Source organism: Aminobacter sp. BA135 (genome assembly GCF_050859125.1).
GTDB classification, from domain to species: domain Bacteria; phylum Pseudomonadota; class Alphaproteobacteria; order Rhizobiales; family Rhizobiaceae; genus Aminobacter; species Aminobacter ciceronei.
On sequence record NZ_CP139572.1, the window covers coordinates 1,932,177 to 1,949,907 of the forward strand.

Consider the following 17,731-nt stretch of genomic DNA (forward strand, 5'->3'; position numbering starts at 1 on the left):
CGTGATCAATGGTCTTGCCCGCTGTCGCCGAATATGTGAACGCATTCAGTATTCATCAATTCGGGCGTGGCAAAGTTGGCGTCCGATACATCCCTCTATCGGACGACCACGCAATGAAAAGAGTTCGCAAGGCAGTTTTTCCGGTCGCCGGCCTCGGTACGCGTTTTCTGCCTGCCACCAAGTCTATCCCCAAGGAAATGCTGACTGTGGTCGATCGCCCTGTGATCCAGTACGTGGTCGACGAGGCGCGCGAAGCGGGTATCGAACATTTCATCTTTGTCACGGGCCGCAACAAGGCGGTCATCGAAGACCATTTCGACGTCCAGTTCGAACTTTATGATACGCTGGCACAGCGCGGCAAGACCGAGCAACTGGAGCGCCTGCAGCGGTTGCAACCGGCCCCGGGCCAGACCTCGTTCACGCGCCAGCAGGTACCGCTCGGCCTTGGCCACGCAGTGTGGTGCGCGCGCGAGCTGGTCGGCGACGAGCCCTTCGCGCTGTTGTTGCCCGACATGATCATGCAGTCGGAAAAGAGCTGCATGCGCGAGATGGTCGAGCTCTATGCCGAGACCGCCAACAACATCATCGCTGTCCAGGAATGCGACCCGGCCGAGGCGCACAAATACGGCATCGTCGGCAAGGGCAAGTCGGTTCACACCGGCTTCGAGATCGAGGGCATGGTGGAAAAGCCCAAGCAGGGCACGGCACCCTCGAACCTGTTCATCAATGGCCGCTACATTCTGCAGCCGGAGATTTTCAACATCCTGGCAAGCCAGGAGCGTGGCGCCGGCGACGAGATCCAGCTGACCGACGCCATGCTCAAACTCGAGAAGATGCAGTCCTTCTACGGCTATCATTATCGCGGCCGCACCTTCGACTGCGGCTCGCCGGAAGGTTTCGTCGAAGCCAACGTTGCCTTTGCCTTGTCGCGCTCCGATCTCAGCAGGAGCATGGCCGGCGTCATCGAAGGGCTGCTCGGCGAGATCAAGCCGGGCAAGTAAGCCACATGTCGCCTGTGCGTCAGGATTGGACGCACGGTGCGATGGCTTTCGGCCGCTGCTGCCGCTAGACATACCCTGCCAGGTGCCCGCAGCGATGCGGGAGAATCGGGAACACGGTGCAAATCCGTGGCGTGCCCAACGCTGTAAGAGGGACCGTAACGGCAGAGGCCACTGTTCATCCTGAACGGGAAGGCGCCGCAGACGGGTTGAACTCGAGCCAGAAGACCGGCCCGGCAGACATCGACCTCCGCATGGTCAGGCGGAGGGAACCGACATGCTCGCCAGGGGATATGCGATGCTTGCTGACCAGTTGAAGGCCGTTTCAGTCTGTTTCGATATCGCCGCACAGGGTGCCGTTTACCGCGCCATCTTCACGCGCCGCGACGTTCGCAGCCATTTTCTGCCTGATCCGATCGACGACGATGTGCTGGCGCGGCTGCTGCTGGCGGCCCATCACGCGCCGTCGGTCGGCTTCATGCAGCCGTGGAACTTCATCGTCATCAGAGATCGCGAACGACGCGAGCGGGTCCGGGACCTGTTCTTTGCGGCGCGGCAGCAGGAACTGCCTCAGATCGCCGAGGAGCGGCGGGAGCTGTACCGCAAGCTCAAGCTCGAAGGCATCTGCGAAAGCCCGCTCAACCTGGTCATCACCTGCGACCGCAGCCGTTCGGCAAACTCTCCGCTCGGGCGATGGCACAATCCAGAGATGGACCTCTTCAGCACCGTCTGCGCGGTTCAGAATTTCTGGCTCGCCGCGCGTGCCGAGGGCATAGGCGTCGGCTGGGTCAGCATCCTCGATCGCGAGGCGCTGAAGCAGTTGCTAGGCATTCCCGATCACGTCGTGCCGGTGGCCTATCTCTGCGTCGGCCACGTCAACGAATTCGCCGACAAGCCCGATCTCGAGCGCCATGGCTGGGGATGCCGTCTGCCGCTTGCCGAGCTGATCATGAGCGAGGTCTATGCGGGGCAGGGGGAGACGGCCTTGAGGGCCTCAGCCGCCGCGATCGGCGGTTTGCCCCAAGGTTAGCGCTGGATTTTCAACCCGACGAAGACGCTGTTGGTCTTGGCGTCGCGGAACGGCAAGGTGCTGTCGAAGGTCTCATGGCGCAGCTTGCCGGTCAGGCCGGCGTAGCGGTTGAGCCACCAGGTCAGGCCCGCTTCGGCACTCAGCCTCAGCTCGTGGTCGTTCGAGCTGGCATAGTCGCGGTAGCCGACGCCGCCGGCGAGGAATGCAGTCAGGTTGGAACGGATCTGCCGTTCGACGCTGAGGCGGCCGTTGTAGAGCACCGAACCGCTGTCGCCCGGGGTCGTCGATCCCTCGACGAAGGTTTCGCCGGTCAGGCCGACGATCGTGCCGCGCATCGGCGACCATCTGAGATCGGCGGCGATCGTCGCGGCCGAAACCGTCTTCAGCCGGTCGTCGTCGAAATCCTCCGAGATCCAGCCGGCCGAAATCTCGCCGCCGAATTTTTCGCCCATGTCGATCTCGACGCCGGCGCGGGCGCCGGTACGCTTGGACGAACGCTCGAAACCGGCGGTGTCGAAGCGCAGGTCATAGACCCGGCGGCCGAATTCGACCTCGCCAAAGGGCGTCAACGCCGGTGAGACCTCGTAGCCGACGCGGACCTTGCCGGTATAGAGCCTGGAGTCGCGGTCCTTTTGTGAGAGCGTGGTGCCGTCGGTCAGTTCGGCGTCGCTATAGCTTTCGTCGACAGCTTCGCCGGTCACTCCGAAGCGGAACTTGCCGACGGCCTTTTCGACACCCAGCGCGCCGTTCAGCGTGTGCAGGGTCGGCCGCTCGGCGGTGCCGGAGATGACCACGGGCGACGACGTCGATTCCGGGCGCATGCTGTAGCCGAGCCGCGCCAATGCGCGCATGTCGTCGGCGAGATCGAGCTGCAGCCGCCCGTCGATGCCGCCGCTGAGATCCTTGACCTCCTGGCCGGAGATGGATTTTCGGTGGTTGCCATAGGCGTCGATGGTCGCCGAATGGCTCTCCCAATCGGACGCGGCGTTCAGCCTGAGAGTCGTCTCGGACAGAACGGCCGACTTTCCGTTAAAGCTGGAATCCGCATTCGACGTCGCGGTGACGCCCTGTTCAAGGCTCGGCTTCAGAACGAAGGTGCCGAAACGGATGCCAGTCGGCTCGAACGGATTCGCATCCGGCTGAGGTCTGCGGCCTTCGATGGCGCGCTGGCGCTCGGCTTCGGGTCCGTTCTCGATCTCCGTTTCGGAATCGACGGTGCCCTGGCGCACGGTGCCGGTGGTCAGCTCTTCGTCGGCTGCCGGCACTGCTGGCCGCTCGGCGGCCGTCGGCGCGGCGGTGCCGGCCAGCCGCTCGCGTGCCTCGCGGGCGCGCTGGCGCGCGGTCGTGGGCGGACGGGCGGATGACAAGGAGCCGGCCGATGTGCCGTCGGCGTTGGGCGGTTCGCTGAACAAATCGGTGGCCTCAGCGTCGGCCTGGGTTGGAATCGCGCCGGGGCTGACCGGCTGGTAGGCCGGTGCCTGGTCCTGCGCCTGCTCGGCCGCAGGGCGCCTTTTGTAAAGCCGCAGGGTGTTGTTGATGTCGTCTTCGCTGACCGGTCCGCGCAAGGCGGTTTCCTGGGCATGCAGCGGTGCGGCGCACAGCAACGTCACCACGCTTGCCGTCGCCAGCAAGATGCGGAGTGCCGTGGTCTGTGTCCGTTGCTCCGGCCTGATCTGCGCCATCTTTCCCACTGCTTCGCCGACGCAAGGGCGTCGCACTTACCAACTGGTAAATCGCCATGGTTAACGGAGCGTTTCCCGCACGCCCCGAGAGGCTTCGTTTTGGGCGGATAATCATGGACAGCCGCACGCCGACGCGCTAACGCATGCGCCATGCACGCTGGATCGCTGAAAAAAGAGCCGGACGGGCAGGCGTCGATCGCCTCCGCGCTCCGCACCGTCACCATCGAGCAGGCCGGCATCGCCGCGCTTGTCGCAGCGCTCGAAGGCCCGCTCGCCGAGCCATTCGCCAGGGCTGTCTCGATCCTGGGCCAGCTCAGCGGCCGGGCGATCATCACCGGCGTCGGCAAAAGCGGGCATATCGGCTCCAAGTTGGCGGCGACCTTCGCCTCCACCGGGACTCCGGCCTATTTCGTCCATCCTTCGGAAGCCATTCACGGCGATCTCGGCATGATCACCAGGGAAGACGCGATCGTCGCACTCTCCTGGTCGGGTGAAACAGCAGAGCTCAAGGGTATCGTTGCCTATTCGAGGCGCTTTTCGATCCCGCTGATTGCGCTGACCGCCGGCGATACGTCCGCCTTGGCGCGTCAGGCCGACGTCGTCCTGTCATTGCCCCGGGCGCCGGAAGCCTGTCCGCACGGTCTTGCGCCGACGACCTCGACGCTGCTGCAACTCGTCGTCGGCGACGCGCTGGCCGTGGCTTTGCTCGAGGCGCGCGGCTTCACTGCCGATCATTTCCGCACCTTCCATCCCGGCGGCCAGCTCGGCGCGAGCCTGATGCCGGTCGGCGACCTGATGCACAAGGGCGAGGAAATGCCGATCGTCGCCGTCGGCACCAAGATGCCGGAGGCAGTAAAGACACTGTCCAGGAAGCGTTTCGGTTGCGTCGTTGTCGTCGACGAGCAGGGCCGGCTGGCCGGCATCGTCACCGACGGTGACCTGGCGCGCAATCTCGATCGAAATCTCGCCGAGACCAATGTCGAGGACATCATGACCCGACAGCCCAAGACGGTGCCGCCGCAGATGCTGGCGGGCACTGCGACGGCAATGCTCAACGAGCACAACATCAGCGCCATCCCGGTGGTCGAAGCCGACAAGCCTGTCGGCATCATCCACTTCCACGATCTGCTCCGGGTTGGTGCCGCCTGACCGGCGCCCTGCTGCCAGCTGCCTGACGCCCCCTACTCAGCTTCGTCCGGACCGAGGGCGAGCGCGCCGATGACTGCGCAGGCGGCAAGCATGGCCGCGCATGCCGACAAGACCGCCGTCGGTCCGAACAGGTCCAGCGCGGCACCGACAACGAGGGCGGCCAGCGGCGTCGTGACGAGGATCATTCCGATCGAGGCGCCGATGACATGGGCGCGCAGGTTCTTCGGCGCACTGGTCTGCAACAGGGTGGTGAAAACAGGCGAGAGCGGGCCGGCGGCGATGCCGAGAACTGCACCTGATGCAATCAGTGTGGGCACCGAGCGGTCGATCACGAGCATGATGACGCCGGCGGCCAGGCCGACGAAGGCGGCAACGAAGATACTGCGCAAGGCGGGCCGACCGCCGATTACGGCCATTGCAAGGTTGACCGCTATGGCGCCGGCCGCGGCGGCGGTGAGATAGAGCCCCAATATCGAAGCCGACTGCCCTTCGGCGCGCAAAATTGCCGGCAGGGCAACATTTTCGAGTGCAACGAAGGTGCCGGTGCCAAGGCTGGCCAGCAGCAGGGCCGTCCGCAGGCGGACCGATCCGAAGATGATGCGCATCGCGCCAGCCAGTTCAGTGGACGCGGTCGAGGACATCTGCCGCAGGCGGAACTGGGGCAGGCTGAGCGCGGTCATCAATGCGGTCACCATGTTGAGTGCGGCGATGATCCACAACAGCGTAGAGGTCTCGACGATCGCCACCAGCAAGGCAGCGATCGCCGGCCCGACGATGGCCGCGCCGTTGTCGACAAGGTCGTCGATGGCATTGGCGCGCAGCAGCGGCATGCGCGCCAGACGCGCGATTTCGGGAACGCGGGATTCGATCGCGACGCTGCCGGGGCCGTCGAATATGGCGCCGAGCAAGGCAAGCGCGACGAGCGCACCGATGGTCAGCATGCCGAAGCCGTAGAGCAGGGCGGCGGCAATCGACGCTAAGCAGCCGAGCCCGACAGCGATCATGGCGGTCTGGCGGATGCCGAGTCTTTCGGCGACAGGGCCGCCAAACGCGCTGCCGAGAATAGCCGGAGCGAGTGTCACGAAGGCGACGATGCCCATCCAGCTGGCGCTGCCGGTGAGGTCGTAGACCAGCCAGGGATAGACGATGGCGGTGATTGCATTGCCCAGGCTGAAGAAGATACTGGCCAGCTGCAGCCCGGCAAACGGGGCGCGTGTCCTGGCAAGGCGCAAGGTGTTCATGACAGCTTCGCTGCGAGCCGCAGCATCCTTTGCTGGTTCTGGTTTCAGGATTTCCGGGGCAAGCCTTGCCGGCCCGTGCCCGTCTGTCTCGCCTATGTCGTTGCTCCCGGCCTGAGAAAGCGGGTCAACAGCAGATGCAATGTCTTCTTTTGCTCGAGCGGCTTGAAGCCGGGGTCGACGGCGACGCGGCCGAACACGCCGTCGATGAGCGCGGAGATCCATTGAGCGCCGTCGGCAGGGTCGAGCCCCGGCCCGATCTCGCCGCGCGCGGCGGCATCGCGCAGGATCAGGGCGAGTGCTGTGCGCATTTCGGCGTCATGGGCCGTGACGAGGGATGCGATCTGCTGGTCGCGCATCGCCTCCGCCGCGATTTCGAGTGCGAGGCTCGAATAGGCCGGGTCGGCGGCCAGTTCGAGCACGATGTCCATGAATTTGAGGATCTCGCCGAACAGGTCCTGGCTGTTGTCGATCTGTGCGAAATAGGCCGCCGTCTCGCGGCGATCCTGCTCGACGATTGCCGCGATGATCGCGTGCTTGGTCGGATAGTAGTGGAACAGGTTGCCGGGGCTCATGCCTGCTTCGGCGCAGATTTCAGCGGTCGAGGTGCCGTGAAAACCTTTCCGGGTAAAACAGGTGATCGCCGCAGTCAGGATCTGCTGCTTTTTTGCCTCGAACTTTTCTGGGTCGACTTTGCGCATCCGCGCTCTCATTTATTATTAGATTGATCAATCTAATAATTGAGCGTGGTCATGTGGTCAAGTCAAAGGGATGCTCCAGGGGGCTGGCGAGGTGCCGCTCAAGCGATCAGGAGAGCTTGCCTCAGACCGGCTCCACCACCAGTTCCAGGTCGGTGTCGGCAGCGCCTATGACACGCACCTGCGCACCGGCGGGCAGATCGGGGCCGGAGACCCGCCAAGTCGTGTCGCCGAGCTTGATGCGGCCACGGCCTTCCCTGATCGGTTCGGCCAGCGTTGCGGTGCGGCCGATCATCTGGGCGCCACGATTGTTCAGAAGGGGCTGGTCGGATGCCTGTTCGCGGGCGCGAACGAGCTTCTTGCCGACATAGGCGGAGGCAAGCGAGAGCACCAGGAAAACCAGGACCTGCACCTGCCAGGTCCAGAACGCCGCGTCCCAGAGCAGCAGCGACGCCGAGCCGACGATCAGCGCGGCGATGCCGATCCACAGCAGGAATACGCCCGGCGCAAAGATTTCCAGACACAGCAGGATGAAGCCGAGCAGCATCCAGTTCCAGGGACCGAGTTCGGCAACGATGCTTGCGATCATGTGCGGTTCCTCAATTCACCTCGTCCGGTCAGAGGCTCAGCCCTGCTCGGGCGGAATCCTCGGCGGCCGGGAGGCCTGGCGCTGCCCGCCTGCCGTGCCGCCGTCGCGGAAGACTTCCTTGGCGATCTCACCGATACCGCCAAGTGTGCCGATCAGCGACGACGCCTCCATAGGCATCAGGACAAGCTTGCTGTTGTTGGCTGTTCCAACCTTGGCCAGCGCCTCGGTGTACTTCAGTGCGACAAAGTAGTTGATCGCCTGGACGTCGCCCTTGGCGATGGCTTCCGAAACCACCTGGGTAGCGCGTGCCTCGGCCTCGGCGGAGCGTTCACGCGCCTCGGCGTCGCGGAAGGCGGCTTCCTTGCGGCCCTCTGCTTCCAGAACCTGCGCCTGCTTCATGCCCTCGGCTTCGAGAATCTGGGCGCGCTTGTTGCGTTCGGCCATCATCTGGCGACCCATCGATTCGATCAGATTCGCCGGCGGATTGATGTCCTTGATCTCGACGCGGGTGATCTTGATGCCCCAGGGGTGTGCCGCTTCGTCGACGACGCGCAGCAGGCGCTCGTTGATGGCGTCGCGGTTCGACAGCAGCTCGTCGAGATCCATCGAGCCCATCACGGTGCGGATGTTGGTCATGGTCAGGTTGAGAATGGCGTTCTGCAGGCCGGCGACCTGATAGGCCGCCTGCGGCGCGTTCAACACCTGATAGAAAGCGACGCCGTCGACGGCGACCATCGCATTGTCCTTGGTGATGATCTCTTGCGTCGGCACGTCGAGCACCTGCTCCATCATGTTCATCTTGGCGCCGATGCGGTCGATGAAGGGGATGATCAGGTTGAGGCCGGGCGTCAGCGTCCGGGTGTAACGACCGAAACGCTCGACAGTGTAGTTGTACCCTTGGGGAATGGTCTTGATGCCGGCGAACAGCACCAGGAGCACGAGAACGACAAGTACCGGGATGACGATATCGAAGCCGCTGAAGCCCATGCGAAACTCCCCCGCAAGTTGAGTGCGCGATTCACAAGTCGCGCCACATGCGTTGAAGACTTAAGGGCGTTTCAGCGGCGATACAACACAGCAAGCCGGAAATGTCGTCCGGCTTAGCGTGGGAAGGCGAACAGGTCGGCGTCGGCATCCCGGTGGCCGGAAATGCCGGCGCTGACGATCTCCGCCGCGATGCGTGAATAGGTGATGCCGTTGCCGCCATAACCCATGGCTGCATGGATGCGCGGGTGGCCTGGAATGGCGCCGATATAGGGCAGGCCGGTCGGCGTGGTCCCGAACGAACCGGCCCAGGCGAATGCCGGTTTGGCATCGAGTCGCGGGAAAAGCCGCTTCAGCTTCGCCGAAATGCGATCCGATTTTTCGGCGATCAGCGCGTCGCGCCGAACCTCATCGACGAAATCCTCGTCCTCGCCGCCACAGATCACCCGACCGTCCGCCGTCGCGCGCAAGTAAAGATAGGGGTCGGAGGCCTCCCAGATCAGATGCCGGCCCGGCCAAAGCGCCTGCCTTTGTGGTTTTGTTGCGATCGCCCAGGTCGAGATGATCTTGTGGTCGGTGGCGGGTATCAGGTTGGCGACGAGTTCGTAGCCGGTCGCCAGCACGACATGGCCGGCCGTAATCGTCGGGCCTTCCGCCGTCACCATCACCGCCTCTTCGCGTCCGGTCTTGATGGAGACAGCCTCGACGGGGGCGTAGAAGCGTGCCTTGCCCTCCAGGGCCCTGTGAAACAGCCCGGCGGTCAGCTTTCTCGGGTCGAGTGCCAGATTGTCGTGGCTCAGGATGGCGCCCTGGCGTCGGATTCCGCACTGGTCCTGCAGTTCGGATGCGGCAAGATAGGTGGCGTGAATGCCGGCAAGGCGCCGGGCTTCTGCCTCGTCGCGCAATGCCGGCGCATCCAGAACATCGCCGGCAAGATAGAGCGAAGACCTGGTTTCCATGTTGCAACGGATGCCGAGTTCGTCGACGCGCGTCCTGAGGTTCAACACCGCAAGACGCGAACGTCGCCAGGCACGTTCGGCCTGTTCACGGCCGATGCTGCGGGCGAGCTTCGACAGCGGTTGATCGATCTCGAACTGGACGAGCGCGGTGGTCGCCGCAGTCGAGCCGAGGAGCGGTCCGCGCCTGTCGATGCAGACGACAGCATGGCCAGCATCGGTCAGGGCTTCGGCGATCAATGCGCCGCTGATGCCCATGCCGACGATGGCTACGTCGGTCCTGATGTCGCGGGTGAACCGGCCTGTCGGAACGGACGGTGCGCGGTAGGCGTACCAGACGGGCCGTCCGGTCCTGAGGTCGAGCTTGCGGGTCATAGACGGGCGGATCTCCCCTGGCCCGTGGTCAACGCCGCGCGCCGGTGGAGGTTCCGCCGCCGGCGGTTAGACCCAGCCCATCAGCTCGCGACGCGTGATCGTCTCGATCACGGCCATGCCTTCCGGACTGTCGTTGAGGCAAGGGATGTGGGAAAAATTCTTGCCGCCGGCATGGTGGAAGATCTCGGCGTTTTCGCCGGCGATCTCCTCCAGCGTTTCGATGCAGTCGGACGAGAAGCCGGGGTTGACGATGGCGATCGACTTGACGCCCTCCTTGGCCAGCCGCTCGACGGTCTTGTCGGTGTAAGGCTGCAGCCATTCCTGCGCACCGAAGCGCGACTGGAAGGTGGTCATCAGCTTCTTGTCGCTCATCGCCAGCCGCTCGCGCAGCAGCCGGGTCGTCTTCACGCAATGGCAGTGATAGGGGTCGCCCCTCTCGAAATAGGGCTTCGGGATGCCGTGATAGGAGGCGAGGATGACCTCCGGTTCGAAGTCGAGATTGGCCAGGTGCTGCTCGATCGAGCGGGCCAGCGCTTCGATATAGACCGGCTCGTCATAATAGGCGGGAACCGTGCGGATCGACGGCATGGCGCGGATCTTCATCAGCGCGCGAAACAGCTGGTCGCTGGCGGTCGCCGTCGTCGTTGCCGAAAACTGCGGATAGAGCGGGAACATGACGATGCGGTCACAACCCTGGGTGATCAGCTTCTTGACGACGCTCTCGGTCGACGGGTTGCCGTAGCGCATGGCCCAGTCGACGACGACGTCAGGCAGGTCGCTGAGCGCTTCTGCCAGCTTCTCGCCCTGGGCGCGGGTATAGGTGCGCAACGGCGACTCATCGCGATCGGTGTTCCAGATCTTCTTGTAGTTCTCGCCCGACTTCTTCGGCCGCGTGTTGAGAACGATGCCGTAGAGGATGGGATACCAAAGCACCCTGGGCATCTCGATGACGCGCGGGTCGGACAGGAATTCGCGGAGATAGCGCCACATCGACTTCTTGTCGGTGCCGTCGGGCGTGCCGAGATTGACCAGGAGAACGCCGACCTTGCCTTTGCGCACTGCCGGATGACCGTTTGGAAACGCGCCCAGTGCCTTGGCCGATGTCTCGTCGATTGTGGTCGTCAGGTTCATTCGGTGTCTCCGTTACGCGGGATACCTAATTGAATGGGGTGGGCATTCAATGTCGCGTCTGGCCGCACCCTGCAAGGGAATAGGGCAACAGGGCAACTGGGGAGCAGGGTTTCGTCGCCCCAGTACCTTATTGCTTTCCTGCCCCATTGCCCGATTCTCCTGCCTGGAAAGTAAAAACCCGCCCGGCATGCCGGGCGGGTTTGCTCAGGCAAGTAGCCCTGTTCAGTTTGCCGACGGAATCGAAAGCGTTCCGCCGATATGCAGGTCCTCGGCCTTGGCGTCCGGGTTGGCCGCGGCAATCGCCTGCCACTTGGTCGCGTCACCGAGATAGGTTTTGGCCAGATCCCAGAAGGTGTCGCCGCGGGCAATGGTGTGCGACTTGCCGGCGGCAGCCGGTGACGCCGTAGCGGGTGCAGTTGCCTCGGCAGGCTTGGCGGGCTCGACTGTCGGCGGTGTGCCGGCGATCTCGCCCGAGGCGCTCGGCAGCGCAGGCGTTGCCGGTGCGGCTTCGGTCGTTGCCGCGGGGACGGCTTCAGCCGGCTTTGCCGGCTCGGCAGCAGGCGCTGCGGCAACGGTCGCGGCGATCTCGGTGATGCGGCCGTCGAGCTTCGGCGTGAACGGACGGTTCTTGCCGAGATAGTCGGCAACGACCTGTTCGAGGCTCGGACCATAGTCGTAGGCGTTGGTGGCGTTCGACGCGAACAGCTTGTAGCCGTCGCCGCCCTGGCGGACGTAGTTGTTGGTCGCGACAGTGTAGACCTTGGCTTCGTCGATCGGCTTCCAGGCGCCGCCGTCCATCACCTCGACCGACTTGATGCGGCCAGCGTTGGCGGCGACCGACTTGTCGAACGCGTATTTCAGGCCCGCGACCTGCGGGAACTTGCCCTTGCCTTCCTCGATCTCGCTGACGCCTGCTTCAAGCGAGGCAACGATGTCCTTGCCGGAGAGCTGGAAGGTGGCGAGCGTGTTCTGGAACGGCAGGACGGTGAGCACTTCGCCCATTGTCACCACGCCCTTGTCGATTGAGGCGCGGATGCCGCCGCCGTTCTGGAAGACGATGGTGACGCCCTGGTCCTTGACCCGGTCGAGGATGGCGTCGGCGATCAGGTTGCCCATCGTGCATTCGCGGGCGCGGCAATTGTCGCGGCTGCCGTCGATCAGGTCGGTGCTCTCGGCGACCTCCTTGTTCTTCAGCTCTTCGATCGGCGCGCCGAGCTCCTTGATGCGGGCGAGAACCGCCTCGTCCGGCTTGACCGAGTTGTCGAGATAGATCGGGTCGCCCTTGGCTTCCTTGACCACGCCGTTGTCGTCGAAGGTGACGGTGAACTCGCCGAGATACTTGGAGTAGGACGCGGCCTGGGTGACCGGAACCTTGTAGCCCTCGGGGTTGTCGATCATCGTCGGGTAGGGGCCTTCGGCCTTGGCGTCGGTGTTCGACAACAGAGAATGCGAGTGGCCGCCGACGACAACGTCGACGCCGGGGATCTTGGCGATCAGTTCCTTGTCGCGGGGATAGCCGACATGGGTCAGCGCGATGATCTTGTTGACGCCCTCGGCCTTCAGCTTCTCGACTTCGGCGGTGATCGTCTTGATGTCGTCCTCGATGGCGATGTTCGGGCCGGGCGAGGCGACTTCCGGGGTGTCGGTGGTGACGGCGCCGATGATGCCTATCTTCTGGCCGCCGACCTCGAGCACCAGGGACGGCTTGATGCGGTCGCCGACCTTGGACTGGGCATTCGGGTGGACGTTGGCCGAGAGAACCGGGAACTGGATCTTCTTGAGGAAAGGCACCAGTGCTTCTTCGCCGTCGTCGAACTCGTGGTTGCCCACGGTCATGGCGTCGAATTTCATCTGGTTGAGGAATTCGGCTTCAACCGCGCCCTTGTAGGTGGTGTAGAACAAAGAGCCCTGGAAGTTATCGCCGCCATTGAGCAAGAGAACGTTCTGGCCTTCGAGTTTCTTGCGCTGTTCGGCAATCGCCGTGACCAGGCGCGCGGCACCGCCGATGCACTCGCCTTTGCCCTCTTCTTCGGCGGAGCAGGTCGATTCAAACTTGTTGTTGCTCTCAATGCGGCTGTGCCAGTCATTGATATGCATGATGGTCAACGTATAGTCGGCGAATGACGGCGCGGCGGAATAGCCGAATGCCGAGGCCGACAAAGCCGCAATGGCAGCCAATCTCTTCATGATGAAATCTCCCGAATGACCCCCGCGAGACGTTTAGCGTCTTCGCTTGACCGGAATGTTACACATTCCTTGGCGCCATGTTCACATTCCGAATTTTCGGATGCAAGGGAGAATCGGAAACCAAAAGCCGGCTTACTTGCCGGGCATGGCTTCCGGCCGCGCCGGAAGCCTGAAAGGAGAAGCCGTGCCCGCCGAAGCGGGCCTGGAATGCCGTCAGGCGGTACGCCGGGTCAGGGTGAATTGCTGGCCGGCCGAGCTGGTGCAGTTGAGTTGGTTGGCCGAGATCAGCAGGCAGTTGAAGCTGATCGGCGACTGGCGGATCAGCGACGTGCCGTTGATCTGGACCGAGTTGGCGCCGGTCAGGATGTAGGTACCATCCGAGAGCTTCTGGCCGGTGTCGGTCGCGACCGTCTGGAACGAGCCGGCGGCAAAGGTGGAGAGCCCAGTGCCCTTGGCGTCGAGCCATGCACCTTCCACACCCGTCGGCGCTGGCCTCACGCCACCGCCGCCCGAAGATCCGCCGCCGCTGGTCGAGCAGCCGGCAATGGCGGCCGCAAGCAAGGCAAGCACTCCGGCCGAAGCAATTTTGCGCGAAGTCGTCATGAAAGAATCCTCTCCTCAGTCCGCAGCCTTCAATCGCCCGATTTTGCTTTAAAGGCAAGGCTTTGCCGGCCGACATCGTCGGTCGGGCAATTGCGAATTGACTGCGACTGTGGCCGATTTGCCCGCCCGTTGGGCCGTCGGGGCCGCATGGGTAGATTGACAGTTTTTGTAAACGATGCAACTTTCGTATACTGTAAAACACAAATGTTCTAGGCAAGGGATGTGCCTGGAGCAACTTAGACGCCTTGGGGAGGCAACATGGATTCGTTTCTGACCGGCCTGAAAGCGGCCGTGGACACGCTTGGAGCAACGGTACTGTTGCCCATCGTCATTTTCATCATCGCTGTGGTTCTCGGCGCCAAGGTGGGCAAGGCGTTCCGCGCCGCCATCACCATCGGTGTCGCCTTCATCGGCATCAACCTGGTGCTCGGGCTGATGCTCGGCTCGATCGGCGACGTCGCCAAGGCGATCGTCACCAACACCGGCATCCAGCGCGACATCGTCGATGTCGGCTGGCCGTCGGCTGCCGCCATTGCCTTCGGCTCGTCGGTCGGCCTGTGGGTCATTCCTATCGGTATTGCCGTCAACATCGCGCTGCTGCTTTTGCGACTGACGCGCACGCTCAACGTCGACGTCTGGAATTTCTGGCACTTTGCCTTCGTCGGTTCGCTGGCCACCGCCGCTACCGGCAGCCTCGGCTACGGCCTGGCGGTCGCAGCGCTCGTCGCAGCGCTTGCGCTGCTGTTCGCCGACTGGTCGGCACGCGCGGTGCAGCAGTTCTACGGCATTCCAGGTGTGTCGGTGCCGCATCTGGCCTCGGCGCAGATCCTGCCCATCGCCATCGTCCTGAACTGGATCATGGACCGTATTCCCGGCATCAACAGGATCAACATCTCGACCGAGACCATCGAGAAGCGCTTCGGCGTCTTCGGCGAGCCGGTCGTGCTCGGCCTGATCATCGGCCTCGTGCTTGGTGTGATCGCCTACTACAACGCCGGCGATTTTGGCACCGTGCTGTCCAAGGTGCTGACGACGGGCATGACGCTGGCTGCTGTGATGCTGCTTCTGCCGCGTATGGTGAAGGTGCTGATGGAAGGCCTGCTGCCGGTTTCGGACGCCGCCCAGGAATTCGTCCGCAAGCGCACCGGTGACCGTGAGCTGCTCGTCGGCCTCGACTCGGCGATCCTGATCGGTCACCCCGCCGCCATCTCGTCGTCGCTGATCCTGGTACCGATCGCCATCGTGCTGTCGGTCATCCTGCCCGGCAACCGCGTCATCCTGTTCGCCGATCTTGCAGTCATTCCGTTCATTGTCGCCATGACCGCGCCGCTGCTCAAGGGCAACGTCTTCCGCATGGTCATCGTCGGCACCGTCACGCTGGCGCTCGGCTTCTATGTCGCAAACGCGCTGGCGCCGCTGTTCACAAGTGCTGCCGTCTCGTCGGGCTTCCAGATGCCGGCCAATGCGGTGCAGATCACCTCTGTCGTCGACGGCTTCCTGTGGATCCCTTACGTGATCATCGAAGCGATCCAGGGCCTCGCCATCGCCGGCCTGGTTCTGCTCGCGGCGGTGATTGCCCTGCTGTTCGTCCTCTACCGCCGCAACAGCGCGGCATGGGAGCGCGCGGCGGGCGCCGAGGATGAAGCCGAGCAGGCAGCCCCTGCCGTCCGCGCCAAGGCTTCGGCACACGCCTGACATCGAAAACCCGGACCGGCGGCGCGTGCCGCCGGTTTCGGACACTGGAGTAGTTGAATGGCGCGAGCCCTGATGAACTTTCTCGATCCCCAAGCCATTGCCCTGGGGGTCGAGGCACAAGACAACGAAGCGGTCATCCGCCTGCTTGCCGGCAAGCTCGAGGCGCTCGGCTATGTCCGGCCGTCCTATGCGGGCGCCGTGGTAAAGCGCGAGGCGACGATGCCGACCGGCCTGCCGCTCGGCTACGCCCTCAATGTCGCCATTCCGCACACCGACCCGGAGCATGTCCTGAAACCGGGTATCGCGCTGGCCGTGCTGCGAAAGCCGGTGGACTTCGCCAACATGGAAGATCCTGACGAGGCGGTGCCTGTCGGCTACGTGTTCCTGCTTGCCATCAACGACAAGGACAAGCAGATAGACATGCTTCAGGAAATCATGGACACCATCCAGAGCGAGGCGGCGCTTGCCGGCCTCAGCAACGCCAGGTCGATCGAAGACATCGGCGCAGTGCTCGGCTAGCCTTAGGAAGGGATTTACTTGATGGCCAAACAGAAGACCGTTCTCTTTGCCTGTGGCACCGGCGTCGCCACCTCGACGGCGGTCAACGCCACCGTCACCGAAGTCATGAAGTCGCGCGGGCTGACCTTCAACGCCATGCAGTGCAAGGCAACCGAAGTGCCGAGCCTCGCCGACAATGTCGACCTCATCGTGTCGACCACGCCCATTTCGGCGTCGGTGACTGTCCCTGTCATCAAGGGGCTCGCCTTCCTGACCGGCATCGGCAAGGACAAGGCGCTCGACGACATCGAGGCCGAGCTGCGCAAGTAGCTCCACCTCCGCGAGCAAGCAAAAAAGGGCGCCTCGCGGCGCCCTTTTCGTTTTCCGGTAACGCGTTCAGCGCACCAGGATGTTGCGGAACTGCCAGGGGTCTTCCTTGTCGAGATCCTCCTCGAACAGGCCGGGGCGGCCTTCAAGCGGCGTCCAGTCGGTGTAGTAGCCGTTGACCGGTCCGAGATACTGCTTCTGCACGTCGAGGCAACGCTTGTAGTCGACCTCATCGGCTTCGACGATGCCGGCTTCCGGGTTTTCGAGCGCCCAAACCATGCCGGCGAGCACGGCTGACGAGACCTGCAGGCCAGTGGCATTCTGGTAAGGCGCAAGCTTGCGCGCCTGTTCGAGCGTCAGCTGCGAGCCGTACCAGTAGGCATTCTTGTCGTGGCCATAGAGCAGCACGCCGAGTTCGTCCGAGCCGTCGACAAGTTCGTTTTCGTCAAGCACGTGATGGACGGGCTGTGCCTTGCCGGCTGCGCCGAACATCTCGTGCAGCGACAGCACCGCGTCGTTGCAGGGATGGTAGGCGTAGTGGCAGGTCGGGCGGTAGGTCACCTTGCCCTTCTTCGAGCGCACGGTGAAGAAGTCGGAGATCGAGATCGCCTCGTTGTGGGTGACCAGGAAGCCGTATTGCGGGCCAGGGGTAGGGCACCATGTGCGGACGCGCGTGTTGGCACCCGGCTGCTCGAGATAGATCGCCGCCTTGTTGCCCTTCTTGAACTTCTTGGCGTTCTTGGGCTTCCAGGTCTCGTGGGTGCCCCAGCCGAGCTCTGCCGGCTGCAAACCTTCCGAAATGAAGCCTTCGACCGACCAGGTGTTCCAGAACACGTTCATCGGCTTGGGATTCTTGGTGCGCTGGGTGTCGCGCTCGGCGATGTGGATGCCCTTGACGCCGGCCTTCTTCATCAGTGCTGCCCAACCCTCGCGATCGTTGGTCGCCGGTTCCTCGAAGTCGAGGCCGAGATCCCTGGATAGGTTGACCAGCGCCTGCTTGACGAACCACGAGACCATGCCGGGATTGGCGCCGCAGGTCGAAACGGCTGTCGTTCCGCCCGGGTGCTTGCGCCGCTCTTCCAGGAGCGTCTCGCGCAGCGCGTAGTTGGTGCGCTCGCTATTGTCGGCGCTGTTGTCGAAGTAGAAGCCGAGCCACGGCTCGATGACGGTGTCGACGTAGAGCGTGCCGAGCTTGCGGCACAGATGCATGAGCTCCACGGAACCGGTGTCGACCGAGAGGTTGACACAGAAGCCCTGGCCACTGCCATTGGTCAGCAGCGGCGTCAAAAGCGCCTTGAAATTGTCCTTGGTTACCGCCTCCTGGATGAATTTGATGCCACGCTCATCCGCGAGTTTTCGGTTTTCATCGCTGGGATCGATAATCACCATGCGCGACTTGTCGAACTTGAAATGGCGTTCAATGAGGGGGAGCGTTCCGCGACCGATCGAACCAAAGCCGATCATCACAACAGGACCAGTAATCTCACCGTAAACGGGCCATTTTTCATTCGCCATTTTTTATGGCACTCCTTCTCACACTAAAAGAGCCGGGCCCCGATTGACCCGGCTTCAACGGCTAAACCATACATGC

General features: G+C 63.3%; 16 protein-coding genes and 1 riboswitch. Of the genes, 6 read left to right on the top strand and 10 right to left on the bottom strand.

The window, feature by feature from the left end; translation table 11 throughout:
- Positions 1-113 precede the first annotated feature (113 nt).
- Together galU and bluB are read left to right on the top strand one after the other, a co-directional pair.
- Positions 114-1,001 carry a UTP--glucose-1-phosphate uridylyltransferase GalU gene (gene galU, locus SLT36_RS09425; protein ID WP_432287045.1) on the top strand — a complete coding sequence of 296 codons (888 nt, stop codon included), beginning with the start codon at positions 114-116 and terminating at the stop codon, positions 999-1,001.
- 63 nt (positions 1,002-1,064) lie between these two features.
- Positions 1,065-1,249: riboswitch (cobalamin riboswitch) on the top strand.
- A 47-nt stretch (positions 1,250-1,296) separates the two neighbouring features.
- Positions 1,297-2,028, top strand: coding sequence for a 5,6-dimethylbenzimidazole synthase (bluB, locus tag SLT36_RS09430; RefSeq protein ID WP_432287046.1), 732 nt, complete (start codon positions 1,297-1,299; stop codon positions 2,026-2,028).
- Here the strand turns inward: bluB and SLT36_RS09435 are convergent.
- Positions 2,025-3,710, bottom strand: a complete 1,686-nt coding sequence (locus tag SLT36_RS09435; protein ID WP_432287048.1) for an outer membrane beta-barrel protein — start codon at positions 3,708-3,710, stop codon at positions 2,025-2,027. The genes bluB and SLT36_RS09435 overlap by 4 nt on opposite strands.
- A 150-nt stretch (positions 3,711-3,860) precedes the next feature.
- Between SLT36_RS09435 and SLT36_RS09440 the strand changes: the two genes are divergently transcribed.
- A complete protein-coding gene (locus SLT36_RS09440) occupies positions 3,861-4,859 on the top strand; it encodes a KpsF/GutQ family sugar-phosphate isomerase (protein ID WP_432287050.1) in 999 nt (332 codons plus the stop codon).
- A gap of 32 nt (positions 4,860-4,891) precedes the next feature.
- On the opposite strand, the gene SLT36_RS09445 is transcribed toward SLT36_RS09440, so the two are convergent.
- The 8 genes from SLT36_RS09445 to SLT36_RS09480 form a co-directional block, all read right to left on the bottom strand.
- The gene (locus tag SLT36_RS09445) at positions 4,892-6,100 is read right to left on the bottom strand and encodes an MFS transporter (RefSeq protein ID WP_432287052.1); all 1,209 of its coding nucleotides are present in this window, start codon (positions 6,098-6,100) and stop codon (positions 4,892-4,894) included.
- Positions 6,101-6,192: 92 nt separating this feature from the next.
- Entirely contained in the window at positions 6,193-6,798 is a 606-nt protein-coding gene (locus tag SLT36_RS09450; protein ID WP_432287053.1) for a TetR/AcrR family transcriptional regulator, read from the bottom strand.
- Between the two features lie 121 nt (positions 6,799-6,919).
- Positions 6,920-7,384 carry an NfeD family protein gene (locus SLT36_RS09455; RefSeq protein ID WP_432287055.1) on the bottom strand — a complete coding sequence of 155 codons (465 nt, stop codon included), beginning with the start codon at positions 7,382-7,384 and terminating at the stop codon, positions 6,920-6,922.
- Between the two features lie 36 nt (positions 7,385-7,420).
- Positions 7,421-8,371 carry an SPFH domain-containing protein gene (locus tag SLT36_RS09460; protein WP_067958370.1) on the bottom strand — a complete coding sequence of 317 codons (951 nt, stop codon included), beginning with the start codon at positions 8,369-8,371 and terminating at the stop codon, positions 7,421-7,423.
- Positions 8,372-8,484: 113 nt separating this feature from the next.
- Positions 8,485-9,699, bottom strand: a complete 1,215-nt coding sequence (locus tag SLT36_RS09465; protein WP_432287056.1) for an NAD(P)/FAD-dependent oxidoreductase — start codon at positions 9,697-9,699, stop codon at positions 8,485-8,487.
- Between the two features lie 66 nt (positions 9,700-9,765).
- Positions 9,766-10,830: a ferrochelatase gene (hemH, locus tag SLT36_RS09470; RefSeq protein WP_432287057.1), complete on the bottom strand. Its 1,065-nt coding sequence runs from the start codon at positions 10,828-10,830 to the stop codon at positions 9,766-9,768.
- A gap of 222 nt (positions 10,831-11,052) precedes the next feature.
- The gene (locus SLT36_RS09475; RefSeq protein WP_432287059.1) at positions 11,053-13,017 is read right to left on the bottom strand and encodes a 5'-nucleotidase C-terminal domain-containing protein; all 1,965 of its coding nucleotides are present in this window, start codon (positions 13,015-13,017) and stop codon (positions 11,053-11,055) included.
- 213 nt (positions 13,018-13,230) lie between these two features.
- Entirely contained in the window at positions 13,231-13,620 is a 390-nt protein-coding gene (locus SLT36_RS09480; protein ID WP_067958382.1) for a hypothetical protein, read from the bottom strand.
- 258 nt (positions 13,621-13,878) lie between these two features.
- On the opposite strand from SLT36_RS09480, the gene SLT36_RS09485 reads away from it, so the two are divergent.
- The 3 genes from SLT36_RS09485 to SLT36_RS09495 are packed head-to-tail and all read left to right on the top strand — an operon-like array spanning position 13,879 to position 16,143.
- Entirely contained in the window at positions 13,879-15,315 is a 1,437-nt protein-coding gene (locus SLT36_RS09485) for a PTS galactitol transporter subunit IIC (protein WP_067958385.1), read from the top strand.
- A gap of 57 nt (positions 15,316-15,372) precedes the next feature.
- Complete coding sequence (locus SLT36_RS09490) at positions 15,373-15,834, top strand: PTS sugar transporter subunit IIA (RefSeq protein ID WP_432287061.1); 462 nt, start codon at positions 15,373-15,375, stop codon at positions 15,832-15,834.
- 21 nt (positions 15,835-15,855) lie between these two features.
- Positions 15,856-16,143: a PTS sugar transporter subunit IIB gene (locus tag SLT36_RS09495; protein ID WP_432287062.1), complete on the top strand. Its 288-nt coding sequence runs from the start codon at positions 15,856-15,858 to the stop codon at positions 16,141-16,143.
- A gap of 66 nt (positions 16,144-16,209) precedes the next feature.
- On the opposite strand, the gene SLT36_RS09500 is transcribed toward SLT36_RS09495, so the two are convergent.
- Entirely contained in the window at positions 16,210-17,655 is a 1,446-nt protein-coding gene (locus SLT36_RS09500) for a homospermidine synthase (RefSeq protein WP_432287064.1), read from the bottom strand.
- Positions 17,656-17,731: the final 76 nt, after the last annotated feature.

Bases quoted from the DNA above. Each gene is read 5' to 3' on its own strand.
- galU (WP_432287045.1), top strand. From the start codon at position 114: ATGAAAAGAGTTCGCAAGGCAGTTTTTCCGGTCGCCGGCCTCGGTACG.
- bluB (WP_432287046.1), top strand. From the start codon at position 1,297: ATGCTTGCTGACCAGTTGAAGGCCGTTTCAGTCTGTTTCGATATCGCC.
- SLT36_RS09435 (WP_432287048.1), bottom strand. From the start codon at position 3,710: ATGGCGCAGATCAGGCCGGAGCAACGGACACAGACCACGGCACTCCGC.
- SLT36_RS09440 (WP_432287050.1), top strand. From the start codon at position 3,861: ATGCACGCTGGATCGCTGAAAAAAGAGCCGGACGGGCAGGCGTCGATC.
- SLT36_RS09445 (WP_432287052.1), bottom strand. From the start codon at position 6,100: ATGAACACCTTGCGCCTTGCCAGGACACGCGCCCCGTTTGCCGGGCTG.
- SLT36_RS09450 (WP_432287053.1), bottom strand. From the start codon at position 6,798: ATGCGCAAAGTCGACCCAGAAAAGTTCGAGGCAAAAAAGCAGCAGATC.
- SLT36_RS09455 (WP_432287055.1), bottom strand. From the start codon at position 7,384: ATGATCGCAAGCATCGTTGCCGAACTCGGTCCCTGGAACTGGATGCTG.
- SLT36_RS09460 (WP_067958370.1), bottom strand. From the start codon at position 8,371: ATGGGCTTCAGCGGCTTCGATATCGTCATCCCGGTACTTGTCGTTCTC.
- SLT36_RS09465 (WP_432287056.1), bottom strand. From the start codon at position 9,699: ATGACCCGCAAGCTCGACCTCAGGACCGGACGGCCCGTCTGGTACGCC.
- hemH (WP_432287057.1), bottom strand. From the start codon at position 10,830: ATGAACCTGACGACCACAATCGACGAGACATCGGCCAAGGCACTGGGC.
- SLT36_RS09475 (WP_432287059.1), bottom strand. From the start codon at position 13,017: ATGAAGAGATTGGCTGCCATTGCGGCTTTGTCGGCCTCGGCATTCGGC.
- SLT36_RS09480 (WP_067958382.1), bottom strand. From the start codon at position 13,620: ATGACGACTTCGCGCAAAATTGCTTCGGCCGGAGTGCTTGCCTTGCTT.
- SLT36_RS09485 (WP_067958385.1), top strand. From the start codon at position 13,879: ATGGATTCGTTTCTGACCGGCCTGAAAGCGGCCGTGGACACGCTTGGA.
- SLT36_RS09490 (WP_432287061.1), top strand. From the start codon at position 15,373: ATGGCGCGAGCCCTGATGAACTTTCTCGATCCCCAAGCCATTGCCCTG.
- SLT36_RS09495 (WP_432287062.1), top strand. From the start codon at position 15,856: ATGGCCAAACAGAAGACCGTTCTCTTTGCCTGTGGCACCGGCGTCGCC.
- SLT36_RS09500 (WP_432287064.1), bottom strand. From the start codon at position 17,655: ATGGCGAATGAAAAATGGCCCGTTTACGGTGAGATTACTGGTCCTGTT.